Below are 16,477 nucleotides of genomic sequence, written 5' to 3' on the forward strand. Positions count from 1 at the left end.
GCCTTTGTGGCGGTCAGGGCCGCCACAAAGGCACACCGGGGCGAAGGCCCCCTCAGCCGGCGTCGATGGCGACGTCGAGCGCTCCGAGATCGCCCCCGAGTTCGGCGACGGTATCCCGCACCACGGCGACGTCCTTGGTGAGGAATTCCTTTACCGCGCTGGTGAATCCGGCGACGGATCCGCGGGCGGCGATGTTACCCATCACCTTGCTGGCAGAGCTGCCGTGCGGAAGCGCCTGGAGCAGAGCCGATTCCTCGACGCCGAGTTGCGCACCGAGGGCCACGGCCTCGGAGATCAGACCGATCTGTGCCGCGAACAACGCGTTGTTGACCAGCTTGACGCGTTGTCCGTTTCCGGCCTTCCCGACGTGGAGTACCGGATCGCCGTAGCTGCGCAGCACCGGTGTGGCGCGCTCGACGGCGTCGGCGTCGCCTCCGAGGAACAGCGTGAGACTTCCGGCCGCGATGTCGTGCGGCCCGCCGCTGACCGCAGCGTCGATCACGTCGATGCCGTGGCTCGCCGCGTCGTCCCGGATCTGTTCGATCGTCCGGGGGCTGATGGTCGTGTGGATCGCCAGCACGGAGCCGCGCGGCATCTTCTCGAGAAGGGCGCTCTTCAGGCACACCTCGCGGACCTGGTCGTCGGTGAACACGCAGACGAGGACGAGCTCGGCGCCGACGCCGGTCTCGGACGCCTCCGTCACCGCGGTGACGCCCGCACCCGTCAGGGCGGCACGGGTTTCCGACGATCGGCCCAGCGCGCGGACCTCGTGTCCGGCCTCGGCAAGCTTGCGCACCATAGGCAGGCCCATACGGCCGGCCCCGATGAATCCGACCCGGGTCACCGCGGGTGCTCCATCAGGGCGAGGGTGGAGTCGGCCGCGGTGAGCACCACGCCGGGCGTCGCGCCCGCCGCGTCCGCGAGACCCGCCACGTGTCCGACGTCCTTGCGCAGCAGGGGACCGGCATGCTTCGCGATGCTGTCGAGTGTGCCGCCGCCCGCCACGACCCGGCCGAGCGCGAAGCTGTTCGCCGATCCGTGCGTGATGACCTCGCCGAGCTTCGCGGGATCGACACCGAGCGACTCACCGAGTTGCAGCGTGGTCACGGAGGTTGCGAGATTCGCGGTGAACAGCAGATTGTTGAGGAGCTTGGCAACCTGCCCGGCTCCGACGTCGCCCAGGTGGATCACGGGATTCGCATAGGTCTCGAAGACCGGCCGGATCTTCTCGACGATCTCGGTATCGCCCCCGACCATGACCAGCAGGGTACCCGCAGCGGCTCCCATGCCGCCGCCGCTGACCGGGGCATCGACGACCGCGACCCCGGACTCGCGCGCCTGCTCGGCGAGTTCCCGAACCGTGTCGGGATGGACGGTGCTGTGGATCGCGATGATTCCGCCGGGCTGCAGGCCCGACAGCACGCCGTTCTCGCCGGTGACGACCTGTCGCACGTCGTCATCGGCGACGACGCAGATGCAGACGAGGTCGCTCGCGGCGGCGAGTTCGGCGGGCGTCTGTGCGGTCTTCGCCGCGGTGTCCGCGTACGGCTCGAGCGACTCGGGTCGCCGCGCCCACAGGGTCAGCTCGTATCCCGACTCGACGATCCGGCGCGCCATGGGCCCGCCCTGGCTGCCGAGCCCGATGAAACCGACACGCATCAGTGCTCCTCCGATCCGATCAGTACGACTCCGAGTGGTGCGATCGTCATGCTGCGGCTTCCTGCTTCTGCGGCCGCCAGAACGTGGCGAGCAGACCCGCGGTCGCGACGACGCCGACGCCGAGCGCGATCGCGCCGCCGGACCAGCCGACGATCGCGATGTCGGTGGCCGAATCGATCGAGATCTCGCCGGGTCCGATCATGGCCAGCGCCAGTGCGACCACGCCGAGCACGAGGACGTATTCGTAGCCTTCCTTGAACACGAAGAAGCCGTTGGGGCGGTGCGCGAGCAGGCCGGCGACGAGCATGATCGAGATGACCGCGGCACATGCGAGGGGAGTGAGCAGGCCGAGAATCACGAGCACGCCGGCGCCGATCTCCACGACGACGCTGATCCATGCCTGCAACGTGCCGTTGCGCAGGCCCAGTCCGCTGAACCAGCGTGCGGTACCGGCGATACGGCCGCCGCCCACCCAGTGGTTGACGCCGTGCGCGATCATCGTCGCACCGAGCACCAGACGCACCAGGAGTAGCGCAACATCGGTGGGGTCCATCGCTTCACCTCCTTGCCGCTGTGCGGCTCCGTCGAATCATTTTGTGGTATCGGATATTCGGTCAGCCGAACGATTGTCGATGCATTCCTGCACGAACGACAGCACGGTCGCGTGGTACGACGCGGCCGCGTAGCCGAGGGCGAGATTGTGCCCGGCGTCCGGTTGCGTGTGCAGCTCGACGCGGGGCGCGGCGGTGAAGATCGCCGCGATGTCGTCGAGGGCCTCCGGGTCGCCGCGCCACACCCTCTCGTGTTCGGCGGCGGTGAAGTGCACCGGGACCTCGACTCGTGCGGCGAGCTGCGGGAATTCGGTGTGCGGCCACGACGCGGTCACCGTCGCCTCGTAGGAGGGGGTGCGTGAGGCGATCGGCGCGCCGCCGACCAGTTCCGGCGGATAGATCTCAGGATGCGCCCAGATCAGCCCGTAGACGCCCTTGGGGTCGGCGTATTGCGCTTCCGTGCCGAGGATTCCGCAGGCGTCGGCGTGATGCTCGCGGCCGGTGCCGGCCAGCGCGATCCCGAGCAGGCCCCTGTCGCGGCGAGCCGCGCGACGCCACCGTTCGCGTGGCTCGACGGCCAGGCGCATCGTGAGTTCGCATCCGAGCGAATGGCCCCACAGGAAGATCCCGGCACCGAGATCGAGCGAGTCCAGGTGCGCGTCGATCGCGGCGAGGGCGGCGTCGACCCGCCGCTCGGGCCGGGTGAATTCGTCCATGAGCGGGCGGGAGGCGCCGTACCCGGGACGGTCGAGCGCGAGGACGGTGAATCCGCGCGCGGGACCGGTTCGCAGCAGGGACAGTTCGGGATGGCCCGGGCAGTCGAAGTACGCGGAGTCCGTTGCGCCGCCGTGCAGCGCGACGACAACGGCGCGCGGCTGCTCGGCGACCGCGAGCAGCCCCGACATCGGAACACCGTCGATCTCGGCGACGCGGGCGGCGGGTGCGGATTCGATCGTCGTCACGAGTCGGCCCGCAGGAGCATGGCACCGCCGGGGGACAGGCCACCGGTCGCGGCGACCGCGACGCGGGCGCCGGCCACCTGCCGGTCTCCGGCTTCACCGCGCAACTGCACGACGGCCTCGTGGATCAGTCCCATGCCGTGGGTGCGGCCGTGCGAGAGCTGACCGCCGTGGGTGTTGAGCGGCAACACGCCGTCGCGGGCGATGTTGTGGCCGCCGTCGAGGAAGTCCTTGGCCTCGCCGATACCGCAGAAGCCGAGGGCCTCGATCCACGACAGGCAGTTGAACGTGAATCCGTCGTAGAGTTCGGCGACGTCGACGTCCTCGGGCCGCAGGTCGGTGCGCGACCACAGGTGGGCGGCGGGGCCGAGCACCTGCGGTTCGTGGGTGAGGGTGCTCTGGTCCCATTCGATCCGCTCGATGATCTGGGTACCCACCGCCTCGACGAGCACGGGTGGCTTGGCCAGATCGCGGGCCGCGTCGACCGCCGAGACGATCACCGCGACCGAACCGTCGCACGGAACGTCGCAGTCGTACAGGCCGAACGGGGTCGTGATTGCCCGCGCGTTCAGGTAGTCGTCCATCGTCAGCGGATCGCGGTAGATCGCCGTCGGATTCAGCGCGGCGTTGGCGCGCTGGTTGAGCGCGATCCAGCCGAGGGTCTCGCGGGTGGTGCCGTAGCGATGGAAATGACGCTGGGCGTTCTGGGCGAGGGTGTGCGCGGCGGAGATACCACCGAACGGCATCATCCAGCTCGTGGTGCGTCCGCCCGACGGGCGGATCTCGCCGCGCTTCATCAGTTCTCCGTGGGTCGCTTCCCACAGGGTGCGGTAGCACAGCACGTGCCGCGCGAGTCCGCTGGAGACCGCGATCATCGCGGCGATGACCGAGCCACCGGGGCCGAAGGTTTCGATGCCGCCGTTGTGCCAGGTCGGGTTGAGCCCGAGTGCGGCCTCGACGGTCAGGACACCGCCCTCGCCGAAGCCGCCGACCTGGCCGGCACCGGGGTAGCTGGCGATCCCGTCGATGTCGTCGAGCGTGAGACCGGCGTCGGCGACGGCGCGTTCGCACGCCTCGATCGTCAGGCCCAGTGGGGAGCGCATGAGCCGACGCCCGATCTCGGACATCCCGACTCCGGTGAGCGCCACCCGGTCCTCGAACTTCTCACGAGAAGCCATGGGCCGCACGTGCTTCCGGAAGTCCTCGGGTTCGATCCCGTCGGCCGGCAGCCGAGCAGGCGCGACCTGCTCGGCTGCCGGACGGAACAGCGGCAGCCAGACGTCGTCGTCCTGCTGGAAGACGACCTCCATCCGCTGGCCGAGTTCGAGGGTCTCCGGATCGCAGTCGACGATGTTGGTCGTCAACCGCACCCGGGGATCCTCGTCGATCGCGACCTGCGCTACCACATAGGGCGGCGGCAGGCCGGGGAGACCGAATCGGTGGTTGACCGTGAAGCCGGCGAGCGTGGCAGTGCCCGACACTTCGCGCACGCCCATCCGGTGACCGCGGCAGTACCGGCACACCGGTTGCGGCGGATGGATCAGCGCAGAACAGGATTCGCATTCCTGGATGCGCAGGATCCCGTCCGCACCGGCGGTCCAGAAGAACCGGTTCTGCTCGGTCACCTGGGGAAGGGGACGACCCGATTTCGGCGCCTTGCCCTTCTCCGTGTCCTCGGGGTCGACCACCGCTGAATCAGTCACCGATCTGTGCCTCCGACCTCTTCACCGTGATGGGCTCCGCGAGACGCTGCTCGTCGCAGATCTTCTGGAGCTTCTCGAGCGTCTCGTCGAGACCCGCGCCGAGGCGCGGTCCGGGCGTGAACGTGGCCGGCAGATGCCGCATGCCCTGGATGACGCCGATCGAGTCGTAGTGCACTGCTTCCGCCGGATCGCACTTGTAGTCCGGTATGCGGTCGAGCACGGCGACGAGCATGCGCTTGAACACCTGGCGGGCCATGTTCGAGCCGATGCACCGGTGGATGCCGAGTCCGAAGCTGAAGTGCCGGTTTCCGCGACGCTCCAGGTCGACCTCGTTCGGATCGTCGAACAGTTCCGGGTCGCGGTTGGCCATCGCCCAGGACAGCCAGAGGCGCTCGCCTTCCTTGAATTCGGTGCCGTCGAACGAGCAGTCCGCCGAGAACGTGCGGCCGTCACCCGGTGCGGGTGTGAAGTACCGCAGGAACTCCTCGGTCGCCGAATCGAGCAGCGTGTCACGCTGTTCGCTGAGGATCGTGCGCTTGTCGGGATTGTGCGCGAGCCATTCGAGCGAGTGGGCGGTCAGCGCCGTCGTGGTGTCGAAGCCGCCGCCGATGAGCAGGCTCAGGATGCCGAGCAACTCCATGTCGTCGGGCTTCTCGCCGAGCACGGTGGCCTGGGCGAGCGCGTTGATCAGGCCGGGACGGGGATTCTCCCGGATCTCGAACAGGTTGGTGAGCAGGTCGATGCCCATCGTCCGGTGCATCTCGGCGATGCGCGGGATGTCCGGCGAGTCCGGCGGCGTGTAGACCGCGGCGTGGACCGGTTCGTTGTAGATGGTCCACTTGGCGATGGGGATGCCCATCATCGCCAGGGTGAGCACGGCGGGCACGATGTTCGCCAGGTCGTCGACGAAGTCGATGCGGCCGGTCTCGATCTTCTCGTCGATGCTGGCCCGCACGATCTCGTCGATGAACGGCGTCCACCGCTTGACCGCAGCGGGGGACAGGTAGGGGTTGAGCAGGGCGCGGAACTCGTGGTGCTCGGGGTCGTCCATCTCCAGGATGCCGCCGCGCACGCCCGACGCACGTTCCATCGTCGGGATCGCGATTCCCTTGTAGCCACGGCGTTTTCCGTGGATGTCGTGGTCGGTGGACACGTCTGCCGAGCGGGCGAGCGCGAACACCTCCTTGCTGCCGGCGGCCACCCAGTGGCCACCGTGGGTCTCGGACCACGCCATCGGACACTTGGCGTGCATCTCCTGCGTGATCGGCAGGAAGTTGTCTCGGTAGTCGGCGGCATGGCGGTCGAAATCGAATCTGTTCGCCTTGCGGCTGTCGTCGGTGACGACGTCGTCAACGCTCACGGCGTTGTCCTCTCTTGCACGTCGAGCTTTGGGGGGCTGTTCGAAACGGCAGATCAGAAAATGGTGATCGCCTGCTCGGGGCACGAGCGGGCGGCCTCCTTCACCGCTTCCTCCTGGTCGGCGGGCACCTCTTCGTTCGCGACCGACGCGTGACCGTCGATCTCACTGAGCTCGAAGACGTCCGGTGCGGCCATGGCGCAGAGCGTGTGGCCCTGGCACTTGTCGGGATCGACGCGGACCTTCAAAATTCTCCTCCAGACTTCCGTTGTAGCCGGGGTGGTTCGGATCCCTTTCGCCGGAATCCTCCGGGGACGGTAGCAGCGACGGGATTCGGGATCAGATGTGGTAGTCGTACCACTTCAGGTAGCCGCCTCCGTCGACGCGCATCTGCATGCCGGTGACGTACCGTGATTCGTCGGAAGCCAGGAAAAGCACCATGTTGCTGGAGTCCTGGGGCTCGATGTACGGAATCGGCATGGCCTGCTGCACACCGAATGCCGGCTCCGCGTCCTGGCGGGTGGGGTGTTCGAGGTCGGGGCGGAAGGAGCGGTACATCGGCTCGCTCTGCAGCATGTCGGTGTTGCAGTTGGTCGGGTGCAGCACGTTGGCGCGAATGCTGCGGGGCGCCAGATGCGTTGCGAGTTCGTGGATGAACTGTGACAACGCACGCTTCGAGTACACGTACGCGACACCACCGAGGTCCTTGCCCGGCTGGTCGACCTTGGCGACGTCCATCAGGGCCGCGGTCGAGCCCGTCGCGATGATCGATGCGCCGGCGGTCAGGTGCGGCAACGCTTCCTGCACGGCGTTGATCGTGCCGACGAGATTGGTATTGACCACATCGGACCACGCCTGAGTTTGTGGTTCGCCCTTCATTCCGGCGACACCGGCCTGTGCGACAACGACATCCAGCTTGCCGAACTCGGCGAGACCCTGCTCGAGAGCGGCGCGCACCTCCGAGGCCACACGCACGTCGGCCTTGACCGCGACGATGCGGCGGCCCTGCTTCTCGACGAGGCGCACCGTCTCCTCGAGGTCCTCGGGGGTGGCCATCGGGTATCCGATGGACGGGATGTCCTCGCACAGGTCGATCGCGATGATGTCCGCGCCTTCCTCGGCCAGACGGACCGCGTGGCTGCGGCCCTGCCCGCGAGCGGCACCGGTGACGAACGCGACCTTGCCTTCTACACGCCCCACTGTTGTTTCCTTTCGCTAACTTTCGCTGTCGGGAGATTCGCGGACGGTCGGGTCAGGTGTTGCGTCCGCCGTTGACGCCGAGGATCTGGCCGGTGATGTAGCCGGCTTCCTCCGAAACGAGGAATGCGCATGCCGCGGCGATGTCCTCCGGGCGGCCCACCCGGCGTACCGGGGTCCGCTGGATGTGTTCTTCGATGGTTCCGCCGAGCAGGCCCTTGCTTTCGGAGTTGCGCAGCATCGGGGTATCGACGAATCCGGGCGGGACGGCGTTGACGGTGATTCCGTCGGGGCCGTATTCGAGGGCGAGCGACTTGGTGAGCCCGTTGACACCGGACTTGGACGAGACGTAGGCGGTCATGAACTGCTGCCCGGACTGCGCACTCGACGACGAGATGTTCACGATGCGGCCCCACTGCGCCTCGCGCATGTCGGGGAGCACCGCCTGGACGCAGTGGAAGACACCGTTCAAGTTGACCGCGATGATCTGGTTCCAGGTCTCGATGTCGATGTTGTGGAAGCGCTTGTACAGTTCCCGGCCCGCCGCATTCACCAGAATCGTGATCGGGCCGAGTTCCTTTCGGACCTCCTCGAGCGCGGCGTCGACCGAGGCGCGATCGGACACGTCCGCGACATAGGAGAACTTGGCGTCGGACGGATTGATGTCCAGGATCGCGACCCGGTGGCCGTCGTTGCGCAAGCGCTCGGCGATGGCCGCGCCGATTCCCGAACCGCCCCCGGTGACGACGGCGGTCCGGGCGGTGGAAGCTGCTGTTCCTGCTGTCACTGCCACGCCTCGTCCCCGACGATGGTCACGCGGCGCATGAGGCGCTCGGACGACGGGTCGTAGGGCAGTGCCCGGTGCAGCATGCCGGTGTTGTCCCACACGACCAGGTCGCCGATTTCCCAGTCGTGGGCGTAGCAGAAGCGCTCTTGCGTGGCCCAGTCCTGCAGTTCGTCGATGAGCGCGCGGCTCTCGTCGGGCTCCATGCCGACGATGTGGTCGGCGGTGGCGCCGATGACCAGCGAGCGACGGCCGTCGCGGCGTTCCCACACGAGCGAGGACTCGTGCGTCGGGAGCTGACGCCAGCGCGCGACCTGGTCCTCGGTCGGGTCCGGGTAGACCTTGCGCTGCGCGGCCTCGAAGCTGTGGACGACGCGCAGGCCGTCGTAGCGCTTGCGTTCCGCCTCGGAGAGGTTCTCGTAGGCGGCGTAGGTGTTCGCGAACTCGGTGCCACCGCCGACGGCGGCGACATGGCGGCAGCTGAGCACCGTGGCCTTGGCCGGGATGTCGTTGGTGGTGTCGTCGATGTGCCAGCTGAAGGTGCCCTTGAGGTATTCGGCCGACGGCGACTTCGCCGGGTCGAGCGAGACGGTGAAGATCTCTTGGCCGGGGACCGGCTGGACGAGCTGCCCGAGCTTGCGGCTGAAGGCGAGCTGACCTTCGTCGTCGAGGTTCAGGCCGCGGAACAGCAGCACGCCGCGCCACTTCAGCGCCTCGGTCAGCTTGCCGATCACCTCGGGGTTCTCGAGGTCGACATCTCCGCTGACCTCTACTCCCAGTGCCGGGGTGATTGCTGTAGTCTTGATCACAAGAAGCTCCCTTCCAGTTTTCGAGAACCATACTCTCCGCGTCGAGTTGCCCGCAAGGCCGGATCAGCCGCTGGTCGGGACAATTCAGGCTTCGATTCGGGGTATGCGAACCAGGCTCTGATTGCTACATTCACACCAATACGGGGACTGAATTCTCGATAGTGAGAATCGTATTTCCACACAGTGAGGAGAACCGGATGTCAACGCAGGAGACCGTGCAGGCCGAGGCCGGGACCGAGGTGCACAAGCGCCTGCTCATCGACGGGCAGCTCGTCACGACCGAGCAGACCTTCCCGTCGTTCAACCCCGCGACGGGTGAGCTCGTCGGCTACGCCCCGGATGCCGGTGTCGCCGAGGCGGAAACCGCCATCGAGGCCGCGCGCCGCGCTTTCGACACCACGACGTGGTCCACCGACGTCGAATTCCGCATCAAGTGCCTCGACCAGCTCCACCAGGCACTGCTCGACAACGCCGAAGAACTGCGCGAACTCACCATCGCCGAGGTCGGCGCACCGCGCCTTCTCACCTACGGCAACCAGCTCGACGCCCCGATCAACATCGTCCGCTACTACGCGGACCTCCTCCGCAAGTACCCGCTGACCGAGGACCTCGGCGAGGTCGAGATCCGCGGGCAGAAGCACCGCCGCTGGATCGAGCGCGAGGCCGCGGGCGTCGTCGCCGCGATCGTCGCCTACAACTACCCGACGCAGCTCGCGCTCGCGAAGCTCGCACCGTCGCTCGCCGCCGGCTGCACGATCGTCCTCAAGGGCGCGCCCGACACCCCGCTCGTCACGCAGGCGCTCGGCGAGATTATCGCCAACCACACCGACATCCCCGCCGGCGTCGTCAACATTCTCTCCTCCACCCAGGTGTCGACCGGCGAGATCATGACGACCCACCCCGACGTCGACGTCGTCACCTTCACCGGCTCCACCGTCGTCGGCCGCAAGATCATGGCCGCGGCCTCCGAGTCCCTCAAGCGCGTCTTCCTCGAGCTCGGCGGCAAGTCCGCGCTCATCGTGCTCGACGACGCCGACATCCCGACCGCCGCGCAGTTCGCGGCGTTCAGCATCTGCTCGCACGCCGGCCAGGGCTGCGCCCTCACCACGCGCCTGCTCGTGCCCCGGGAGAAGCACGACGAGATCGTCGCCGCGGTCGGCGCGATGATGAGCAACGTCCCGTTCGGTGATCCGTCCGACCCGAAGATCTACATGGGCCCGGTCATCAACGAGAAGTCGCGCGAGAAGATCGACGGCATGGTCAAGCGGGCCGTCGAGGCGGGCGCGACCCTCGTCACCGGCGGCGAGAAGGTCGACCCCGGCTTCTTCTACAAGCCGACGCTGCTCGCGAACGTCGACCCGGACAGCGAGATCGCGCAGGAAGAGGTCTTCGGCCCGGTCCTCGCCGTCATCCCGTTCGACGACGACGACGATGCCGTGCGCATCGCCAACAACTCCATCTACGGCCTGTCCGGCGGTGTGCTCAGCGCCGACGACGAGCGCGCCACGGCGATCGGCCGCCGGATCCGCACCGGCACGTTCAGCATCAACGGCGGCAACTACTTCACGCCCGAGGTGCCGTTCGGCGGATACAAGCAGTCCGGCATCGGCCGCGAGATGGGCGTCGCCGGTCTGCACGAGTTCCAGCAGATCAAGTCCTTCGCGGCGGTCGTCAAGTGAAGCCCCTCGAAGGGATCCGCGTCCTCGAGGTCGCGATGTACGGCTTCGTCCCGTCGGCGGGCGCCGTGCTCGCCGAGTGGGGCGCCGACGTCGTCAAGGTCGAGCATTCGGTCACCGGCGACCCGCAACGCGGACTGCGGCAGGTCGGCCGGATGCGGGTCGAGGGCGATCCGAACCCGAACGTCGAACACGCCAACCGTGGCAAGCGCAGCATCGGTCTCGACATGGGAAGCGAGGAGGGCCGGGAGGTCCTGCTCGAGCTGGCCCGCCGCTCGGACGTGTTCCTGACCAGCTTCCTGCCGCAGGCCCGCACCAAGTTCGGGATCGACGTGGACGACATCCGCGCCGTCAACCCGTCGATCGTCTACGCGCGCGGCAGTGCACTCGGCCCGCGCGGCGTCGAATCCGACCGCGGCGGTTACGACATGACCGCGTTCTGGGCGCGCGGCGGCATCGCCGCGACCATCACCCCGCCCGGCGTCGAGGGCATGATCGCTCCGCCCGGACCGGCGTTCGGCGACACCATCTCCGGCACCAACCTCGCCGGCGGCATCGCGGCCGCGCTCTTCAAGCGCGAACGCACCGGGGAGACGTCGGTGGTGGACGTGTCGCTGCTCGGCAGCGGCCTCTGGGCGATGGGGCACGGCGTCGCACTGTCGCTGCATCTCGACGAGCACATGGTCGCCCCCGTGCCGGGAGCCCATGGCGCACCGACGAATCCGCTGTCGGGCCTGTACGCGACGTCGGACAACCGCTACCTGTCGTTCGTGATGCTCCAGCCCGGCAAGTTCTGGGCGGATGTGTGCCGTCACATCGACCGGCCCGACCTCATCGACGATCCGCGGTTCGCCGATGCCCAGCAGATTGCCGCCAATACCGAAGAAGCGGTGGCGATTCTGCGCGAGGCCATCGGGAAGCGGACCCTCGCCGAGTGGACCGAACGGTTCGCGACTCTCGCCGGCCCGTGGGCGCCGGTGCAGGACTCGCTCCAGGTCTCCGACGACGCGCAGATCCGCGCGAACGAATACATCGTCAAGGCAGGCGAACTCGAGCTGGTCGCCAACCCGGTCCAGTTCGACGTCACCGCACCGGAGACCGGTCCCGCACCCGAATTCGCTGCGCAGACCGAGGAGGTGCTGCTCGAACTCGGTCTCGACTGGGATCGCATCATCGCGCTGAAGACGGCGGGCGCAGTCACCTAGGACTGCGACCGCGAGAGAACACCGGAGAATCTCATGCCATACATCGCTTCGATAGGTACCTACCTGCCGTGCTGGGGATCACCCGGGGCCCGCGTGCCCGGTGACGACGAGGACGCGATCACACTCGCTGTCGAAGCGGGCCGCGCCGCCGTGGCCGAGACGGGTTCGGTTCAGTACGTGGTCCTGGTCAGCCGGGACCTGCCACTGCTCGAGAGCAGCAACGCCGCAGTGCTGCTCGCGGGACTCGGACTCGATCCGGAGATCGAGGTCACCGAACGCCTCGGCGGTGCACCGGCAACACTCGATGCGCTCGGTTCCGCGCGACCGCGGACCCTGGTGATCGGCGTGGACCTTGCCCCCGCCGGGGCGGCGGCGGCGCTCACCGCGGACCAGGGCCTGCAGGTGCGCACCGCGGCGCGCGTCTCCCGCAGCCTCCCGGTCCGCACCCGCACCGAGAACGGAATGGTGCACGACTACGGGGATCCGCGCCTGGTCAAACAGCGCGGTTTCCTTGCGTCCCTTGCCTCGTCGTGGGTCGACGACCCGGTGACCGTCGCCGGCGTCGAACCCCGATACGCGGCGGACCTGTGCGCCGCCCCGCCGGTGGAACTTCCCACCACGGGCGCGAGTTCGCCGTTGTTCGCGCTCGCGGCGATGGCCGAATCGGAGACGAAGGGTCCACTGGTGGGAGTGGAACAGGCGAGCCTGTCGGCGATCACCGTCGCCGACGGCGTCACCGAGATCCGTCGTCACGAACCGCCGGCGCGGGAGCGCACCGCGCCGGTTCACGTGCCCGGCCCGGACATCCCGATCTCGCTCGCGGCATACGAGCGGGCGTTCGAAGCCAAGGTCCGCTGGGAAGCGGGCCGCCATCCCGGCTCCGACGACCTGGACTTCCCACCGAGATATCGGGTGGGGGAGGACGGAACACTGGGCAGCAGTTACGAGTTCGTTCCCTTGCCGCGAACCGGGAGCGTCTACACCGAGGTCACCGTCCGTGTTCCGGTCCCCGGTCTGGACACCCCGTACTCGCTCGTCCTCGTCGAACTCGACGACGTCGACGTGCGGGCACTGGTCAAGGTGACCGGTGTGGAGCCGGGCACCGTCGACATCGGCGATCGCGGCCGCATGGTGCTGCGCCGCGTCGCGGTGCGGTCCGGGGTTCCGGACTACGGCTACGCGTTCCATCCCGAAAGTGAGGCGTCATGAGGAAAGTCGCGATCGTCGGTGCGGGAATGACGCCCTTCGCCGAACATTTCTCCCTCGGCATCCGCGAGTTGCTGCCGATGGCGTACGCCGAATGTGCGGCGACGGTCGACAATGGCATCCGCACCTCGGACCTGCAGGCCGCGTGGTTCGGTGCGATGGGGACCACCGACGGGTTCCCCGCCGGGATCCTCGCCGACACCCTCGGTCTCCCGGAGATTCCGGTGACACGCGTCGAGAACTCCTGTGCCACCGGGCACGACGCCATCCGGAACGCCCTGTTCGGGATCGCTTCCGGAGCGTTCGACGTGGCGCTGGTGATGGGCGCCGACAAGGTCCGCGAGACCGCGTCGAAGGACATGATCTGGGAATGGGAAGCTCTCACGCGTGACATGGCGTGGGACTACCCGCTCGGTCTCGCGCAGGCCGGTTTCGCGCTGCACGTGCGACGCTACCTGCACGAGTCGCCGGCGACCCGCGAGCACATGGCCATGGTCGCGGTGAAGAACCATCTGAACGGTCTGAACAATCCGAAGGCGTTCCGGCGCTTCGAGATCACCGTGGAGGAGGCGCTGAACGCGCAGACCGTGGTGACGCCGTTCGGTGTCTACGACTGCGCGCCGCAGAGCGACGGTGCCGCCGGGCTGGTGCTCGCCGCCGAGGACGTCGTGGACCGCTACACCGATCGCCCGGTGTGGATCCGCGGTGTCGGTATCGGCCTGGATTCGGTGATGCACCAGCACAAGAAGGACATGACCAGCTTCCCGGCGACCGTCCGGGCTGCGAAGCAGGCGTTCGGGATGGCCGGCCTGACGCCCTCCGATGTCGATGTCGCGGAGGTCCACGACTTCTTCACCGGCATCGAACTGATCAGCTACGAGGATCTCGGCTTCGCGAACCGGTTCGAGGCCTACAAGCTGATCGAATCCGGGGCCACCGCCATCGGTGGGACCCTCCCGGTGAATCCCAGCGGCGGCATGATCTCCAAGGGGCATCCGCCGGGTGCCACCGGTGTCGCCCAGTGTGTCGAGCTGTTCGAGCAGTTGCGCGGCAACGCCGTCAACCAGGTCGACGGTGCACGAATCGGCTTGGCACACAATATCGGTGGACCGACTGCCGTATCGGCGGTGACGATCCTCGAGGGCTCCGGTTCCTGACGGTCCAGTCCGCCCGGTTTCGTCCACCACTGCCTACCACCGCATACGCCTGCAGGCAGCGCCGACGCCCGCGTCGCACCACGCGACGCGGGCGTCGGCGTGTCCGAAGTCGGTGTACGCCGGGATAATTCGAAAAAACAAGACTCGCGGGTCAGGTTCTTGTCACAACCGCCGCAGTCGCATATATTGCGTAGGTCACAATCGAACCTTCGATGTGAACCGAGTCATCGTAATTTCTTGTAGCTCTTGCTCGTTCGTGCACACAGGCGCTCGCTCGTACACACGGTCGACGTCGACATCCGATCCCCCGATGAAAGTCGAGTTGGATGATTCTCACTGTCGTGAACCGAATCGGTCGCAGTATCCTCGTCATCCTGTTGGTGACGGTCGCGGTGGTCGCGCTGCTCGGCCTGGCCCCCGGCTCGGTCGCCCAGGTGATCCTGGGGGAGAACGCGACCCCGGAAGCTGTCGCGGCCATGAATGCCGAACTGGGCCTGGACGCGCCGTTCTGGTCGCAGTACCTCACCTGGCTGGGCAACGCCGTACGAGGAGATCTCGGAACCTCCCCGCTCACCGGACAATCCGTGAGCGAGGCGATCGCCGAGCGACTTCCGGTGACCCTCCAGCTCGCCGTCATGGGGCTGACGATCGCGCTGATCGTCGCGATCGGCATGGGCATCGCGTCGGCGTCGCGTCCGGGCAGCGCGCTGGACCGTACGATCAATGCGGTCTCCGCGGTGTTCCTGTCCGTCCCGGCCTTCATCGCCGGCCCGATCCTGATCTACTTCTTCGCCATCAAGCTGCAGATATTCCCGGTGATGGGATGGTCCCGGATCAGTGAGGGGCTGGGGGAGAACCTGCGCACCGCCCTGCTCCCGGCGATCGCGATCGCGCTCACCGAGATCGCGGCATTCCACCGGCTCCTGCGCACGGATCTGCTCGGCACGCTGCGCGAGGACTTCGTCGCGGCGGCCCGCGCCAAGGGGCTCTCGGCGCGGTACGTCATGTTCCGGCACGCGCTGCGCCCGTCGTCGTTCTCCCTCATCACGCTCGCGGGAATCAATCTCGGACGGCTCATCGGCGGCACCGTCATCGTCGAAACCCTGTTCGGGCTACCGGGTCTGGGGCAGCTCGTCGCGTCGTCGATCACGTCCCGTGACGTGATCATGGTGCAGGGGATCGTCGTCTTCATCGCCGTGGTCTACGTGTGCATCAACACCCTCGTGGACCTCGGCTATCAGGTGATCGACCCGCGGGTCGGAAAGGTGGCGACCGCATGACCGAGATCGCGACGAAGAACACCGTCCTCACGAAACACGCGGTCGATGCGGCGGTGGACACGGTGCCGGTGGTCCCGGCGCCCAAGAAGAAGCGTCCGATCCTGGTGTACCTGTCGGTCGTGTGGCTGGTCGTGCTGATCACCGCCGCGGTGTTCGCCGACCTCCTTCCTCTCGCCTCCTATGCCACCCCCGTGGGCACCCCGCGCACCGGGCCCCAGCTCGGCTCCCTCGACCTGCTGCTCGGCACGGACACTCTCGGCCGGTCGATGCTCTCCCGTATCGTCTACGGCGCCCGTGTCTCGCTGGTGGTAGGAGCGGTCGCCGGGCTCATCGGATTCGTAATCGGTTCCCTGGCAGGCCTGCTCGCAGGCTACTTCAGGGGCCGCCTCGACTCGATCGTCACGCTCGTCGCAGACGCGATGCTCGCCTTCCCGCCCTTGATCCTGCTGCTCGCGCTGGCGTCGATCCTGACGCCCAGTGTCCCGACGATGCTGCTCGGCCTCACCGTGATGGTCGTCCCGTCGTTCATCCGGCTCGCGCGGGCGAACACCATGTCGTGGTCGTCGCGTGAATTCGTCCGTGCCGCAAGGAACATGGGAGCCGGCCACGGCCGGATCCTGTTCCGCGAGATCCTCCCGAACGTTCTGGCTCCGCTGGCGGCGTTCCTGCCGATCGTCATGGCGGCGCTGATCGTGGCCGAGGGTTCCCTGAGCTTCCTCGGCCTGGGAATTCCTCCGCCGCAACCCAGCTGGGGCGGAATGATCAGCGACGGCAAGGACGCCATCGCCACCTATCCGCACCTGGTGTTCGTTCCCGCCCTCGTCATCTTCTTCACGGTGTTCGCTCTCAATCAGGTCGGCGACCACCTGCGGACCAAGTACGACCGCACGCTGCAGGACTGATCGTCCGCAATCGCCCCCCATCCTGGAAAGGT

Annotated in this window: 16 protein-coding genes; 6 read left to right on the top strand and 10 right to left on the bottom strand. The window is 67.6% G+C overall.

Features of this window, described 5'->3' with window-relative positions; all coding sequences use genetic code 11:
• Positions 1 to 52: 52 nt before the first annotated feature.
• The 10 genes from ACWDTS_RS22995 to ACWDTS_RS23040 form a co-directional block, all read right to left on the bottom strand.
• On the bottom strand, positions 53 to 844 hold the full coding sequence (locus tag ACWDTS_RS22995) for an NAD(P)-dependent oxidoreductase (RefSeq protein WP_450119094.1): 792 nt from the start codon (positions 842 to 844) through the stop codon (positions 53 to 55).
• A complete protein-coding gene (locus ACWDTS_RS23000; RefSeq protein WP_248673407.1) occupies positions 841 to 1,659 on the bottom strand; it encodes an NAD(P)-dependent oxidoreductase in 819 nt (272 codons plus the stop codon). The genes ACWDTS_RS22995 and ACWDTS_RS23000 overlap by 4 nt, the downstream gene beginning before the upstream one ends.
• 46 nt (positions 1,660 to 1,705) lie before the next feature.
• Positions 1,706 to 2,212: a DoxX family protein gene (locus ACWDTS_RS23005; RefSeq protein WP_248673406.1), complete on the bottom strand. Its 507-nt coding sequence runs from the start codon at positions 2,210 to 2,212 to the stop codon at positions 1,706 to 1,708.
• 36 nt (positions 2,213 to 2,248) lie between these two features.
• Positions 2,249 to 3,172, bottom strand: a complete 924-nt coding sequence (locus ACWDTS_RS23010; protein ID WP_450119095.1) for an alpha/beta hydrolase — start codon at positions 3,170 to 3,172, stop codon at positions 2,249 to 2,251.
• Complete coding sequence (locus ACWDTS_RS23015; protein ID WP_197257559.1) at positions 3,169 to 4,872, bottom strand: thiolase C-terminal domain-containing protein; 1,704 nt, start codon at positions 4,870 to 4,872, stop codon at positions 3,169 to 3,171. Before ACWDTS_RS23015 ends, ACWDTS_RS23010 begins: the two co-directional genes overlap by 4 nt.
• On the bottom strand, positions 4,865 to 6,232 hold the full coding sequence (locus ACWDTS_RS23020; RefSeq protein ID WP_197257561.1) for a cytochrome P450: 1,368 nt from the start codon (positions 6,230 to 6,232) through the stop codon (positions 4,865 to 4,867). Before ACWDTS_RS23020 ends, ACWDTS_RS23015 begins: the two co-directional genes overlap by 8 nt.
• A gap of 53 nt (positions 6,233 to 6,285) precedes the next feature.
• Positions 6,286 to 6,477 carry a ferredoxin gene (locus tag ACWDTS_RS23025; RefSeq protein WP_197257563.1) on the bottom strand — a complete coding sequence of 64 codons (192 nt, stop codon included), beginning with the start codon at positions 6,475 to 6,477 and terminating at the stop codon, positions 6,286 to 6,288.
• Between the two features lie 91 nt (positions 6,478 to 6,568).
• Positions 6,569 to 7,429, bottom strand: coding sequence for a mycofactocin-coupled SDR family oxidoreductase (locus ACWDTS_RS23030; RefSeq protein WP_197257565.1), 861 nt, complete (start codon positions 7,427 to 7,429; stop codon positions 6,569 to 6,571).
• Between the two features lie 52 nt (positions 7,430 to 7,481).
• Positions 7,482 to 8,213: an SDR family NAD(P)-dependent oxidoreductase gene (locus ACWDTS_RS23035; RefSeq protein ID WP_197257637.1), complete on the bottom strand. Its 732-nt coding sequence runs from the start codon at positions 8,211 to 8,213 to the stop codon at positions 7,482 to 7,484.
• Positions 8,210 to 9,019: a TauD/TfdA dioxygenase family protein gene (locus ACWDTS_RS23040; RefSeq protein ID WP_197257567.1), complete on the bottom strand. Its 810-nt coding sequence runs from the start codon at positions 9,017 to 9,019 to the stop codon at positions 8,210 to 8,212. Before ACWDTS_RS23040 ends, ACWDTS_RS23035 begins: the two co-directional genes overlap by 4 nt.
• 197 nt (positions 9,020 to 9,216) lie before the next feature.
• On the opposite strand from ACWDTS_RS23040, the gene ACWDTS_RS23045 reads away from it, so the two are divergent.
• The 6 genes from ACWDTS_RS23045 to ACWDTS_RS23070 all read left to right on the top strand — a co-directional run bounded on the left by ACWDTS_RS23045 (position 9,217) and on the right by ACWDTS_RS23070 (position 16,445).
• Positions 9,217 to 10,698 carry an aldehyde dehydrogenase family protein gene (locus ACWDTS_RS23045; protein WP_197257569.1) on the top strand — a complete coding sequence of 494 codons (1,482 nt, stop codon included), beginning with the start codon at positions 9,217 to 9,219 and terminating at the stop codon, positions 10,696 to 10,698.
• Positions 10,695 to 11,900: a CaiB/BaiF CoA transferase family protein gene (locus ACWDTS_RS23050; RefSeq protein ID WP_197257571.1), complete on the top strand. Its 1,206-nt coding sequence runs from the start codon at positions 10,695 to 10,697 to the stop codon at positions 11,898 to 11,900. The genes ACWDTS_RS23045 and ACWDTS_RS23050 overlap by 4 nt, the downstream gene beginning before the upstream one ends.
• 33 nt (positions 11,901 to 11,933) lie before the next feature.
• Complete coding sequence (locus ACWDTS_RS23055) at positions 11,934 to 13,109, top strand: OB-fold domain-containing protein (RefSeq protein ID WP_248673404.1); 1,176 nt, start codon at positions 11,934 to 11,936, stop codon at positions 13,107 to 13,109.
• Positions 13,106 to 14,263: a thiolase C-terminal domain-containing protein gene (locus ACWDTS_RS23060; protein WP_450110554.1), complete on the top strand. Its 1,158-nt coding sequence runs from the start codon at positions 13,106 to 13,108 to the stop codon at positions 14,261 to 14,263. The genes ACWDTS_RS23055 and ACWDTS_RS23060 overlap by 4 nt, the downstream gene beginning before the upstream one ends.
• Before the next feature lie 326 nt (positions 14,264 to 14,589).
• Positions 14,590 to 15,543, top strand: coding sequence for an ABC transporter permease (locus ACWDTS_RS23065; RefSeq protein WP_282581809.1), 954 nt, complete (start codon positions 14,590 to 14,592; stop codon positions 15,541 to 15,543).
• Entirely contained in the window at positions 15,540 to 16,445 is a 906-nt protein-coding gene (locus ACWDTS_RS23070) for an ABC transporter permease (protein WP_450110553.1), read from the top strand. The genes ACWDTS_RS23065 and ACWDTS_RS23070 overlap by 4 nt, the downstream gene beginning before the upstream one ends.
• The last annotated feature ends 32 nt before the right edge of the window (positions 16,446 to 16,477 follow it).

This window comes from Rhodococcus sp. NPDC003383, assembly GCF_053589115.1.

Coding starts and splice junctions, on each gene's coding strand:
- ACWDTS_RS23065 (WP_282581809.1), top strand. CDS start 14,590: ATGATTCTCACTGTCGTGAACCGAATCGGTCGCAGTATCCTCGTCATC.
- ACWDTS_RS23000 (WP_248673407.1), bottom strand. CDS start 1,659: ATGCGTGTCGGTTTCATCGGGCTCGGCAGCCAGGGCGGGCCCATGGCG.
- ACWDTS_RS23005 (WP_248673406.1), bottom strand. CDS start 2,212: ATGGACCCCACCGATGTTGCGCTACTCCTGGTGCGTCTGGTGCTCGGT.
- ACWDTS_RS23055 (WP_248673404.1), top strand. CDS start 11,934: ATGCCATACATCGCTTCGATAGGTACCTACCTGCCGTGCTGGGGATCA.
- ACWDTS_RS23045 (WP_197257569.1), top strand. CDS start 9,217: ATGTCAACGCAGGAGACCGTGCAGGCCGAGGCCGGGACCGAGGTGCAC.
- ACWDTS_RS23060 (WP_450110554.1), top strand. CDS start 13,106: ATGAGGAAAGTCGCGATCGTCGGTGCGGGAATGACGCCCTTCGCCGAA.
- ACWDTS_RS23070 (WP_450110553.1), top strand. CDS start 15,540: ATGACCGAGATCGCGACGAAGAACACCGTCCTCACGAAACACGCGGTC.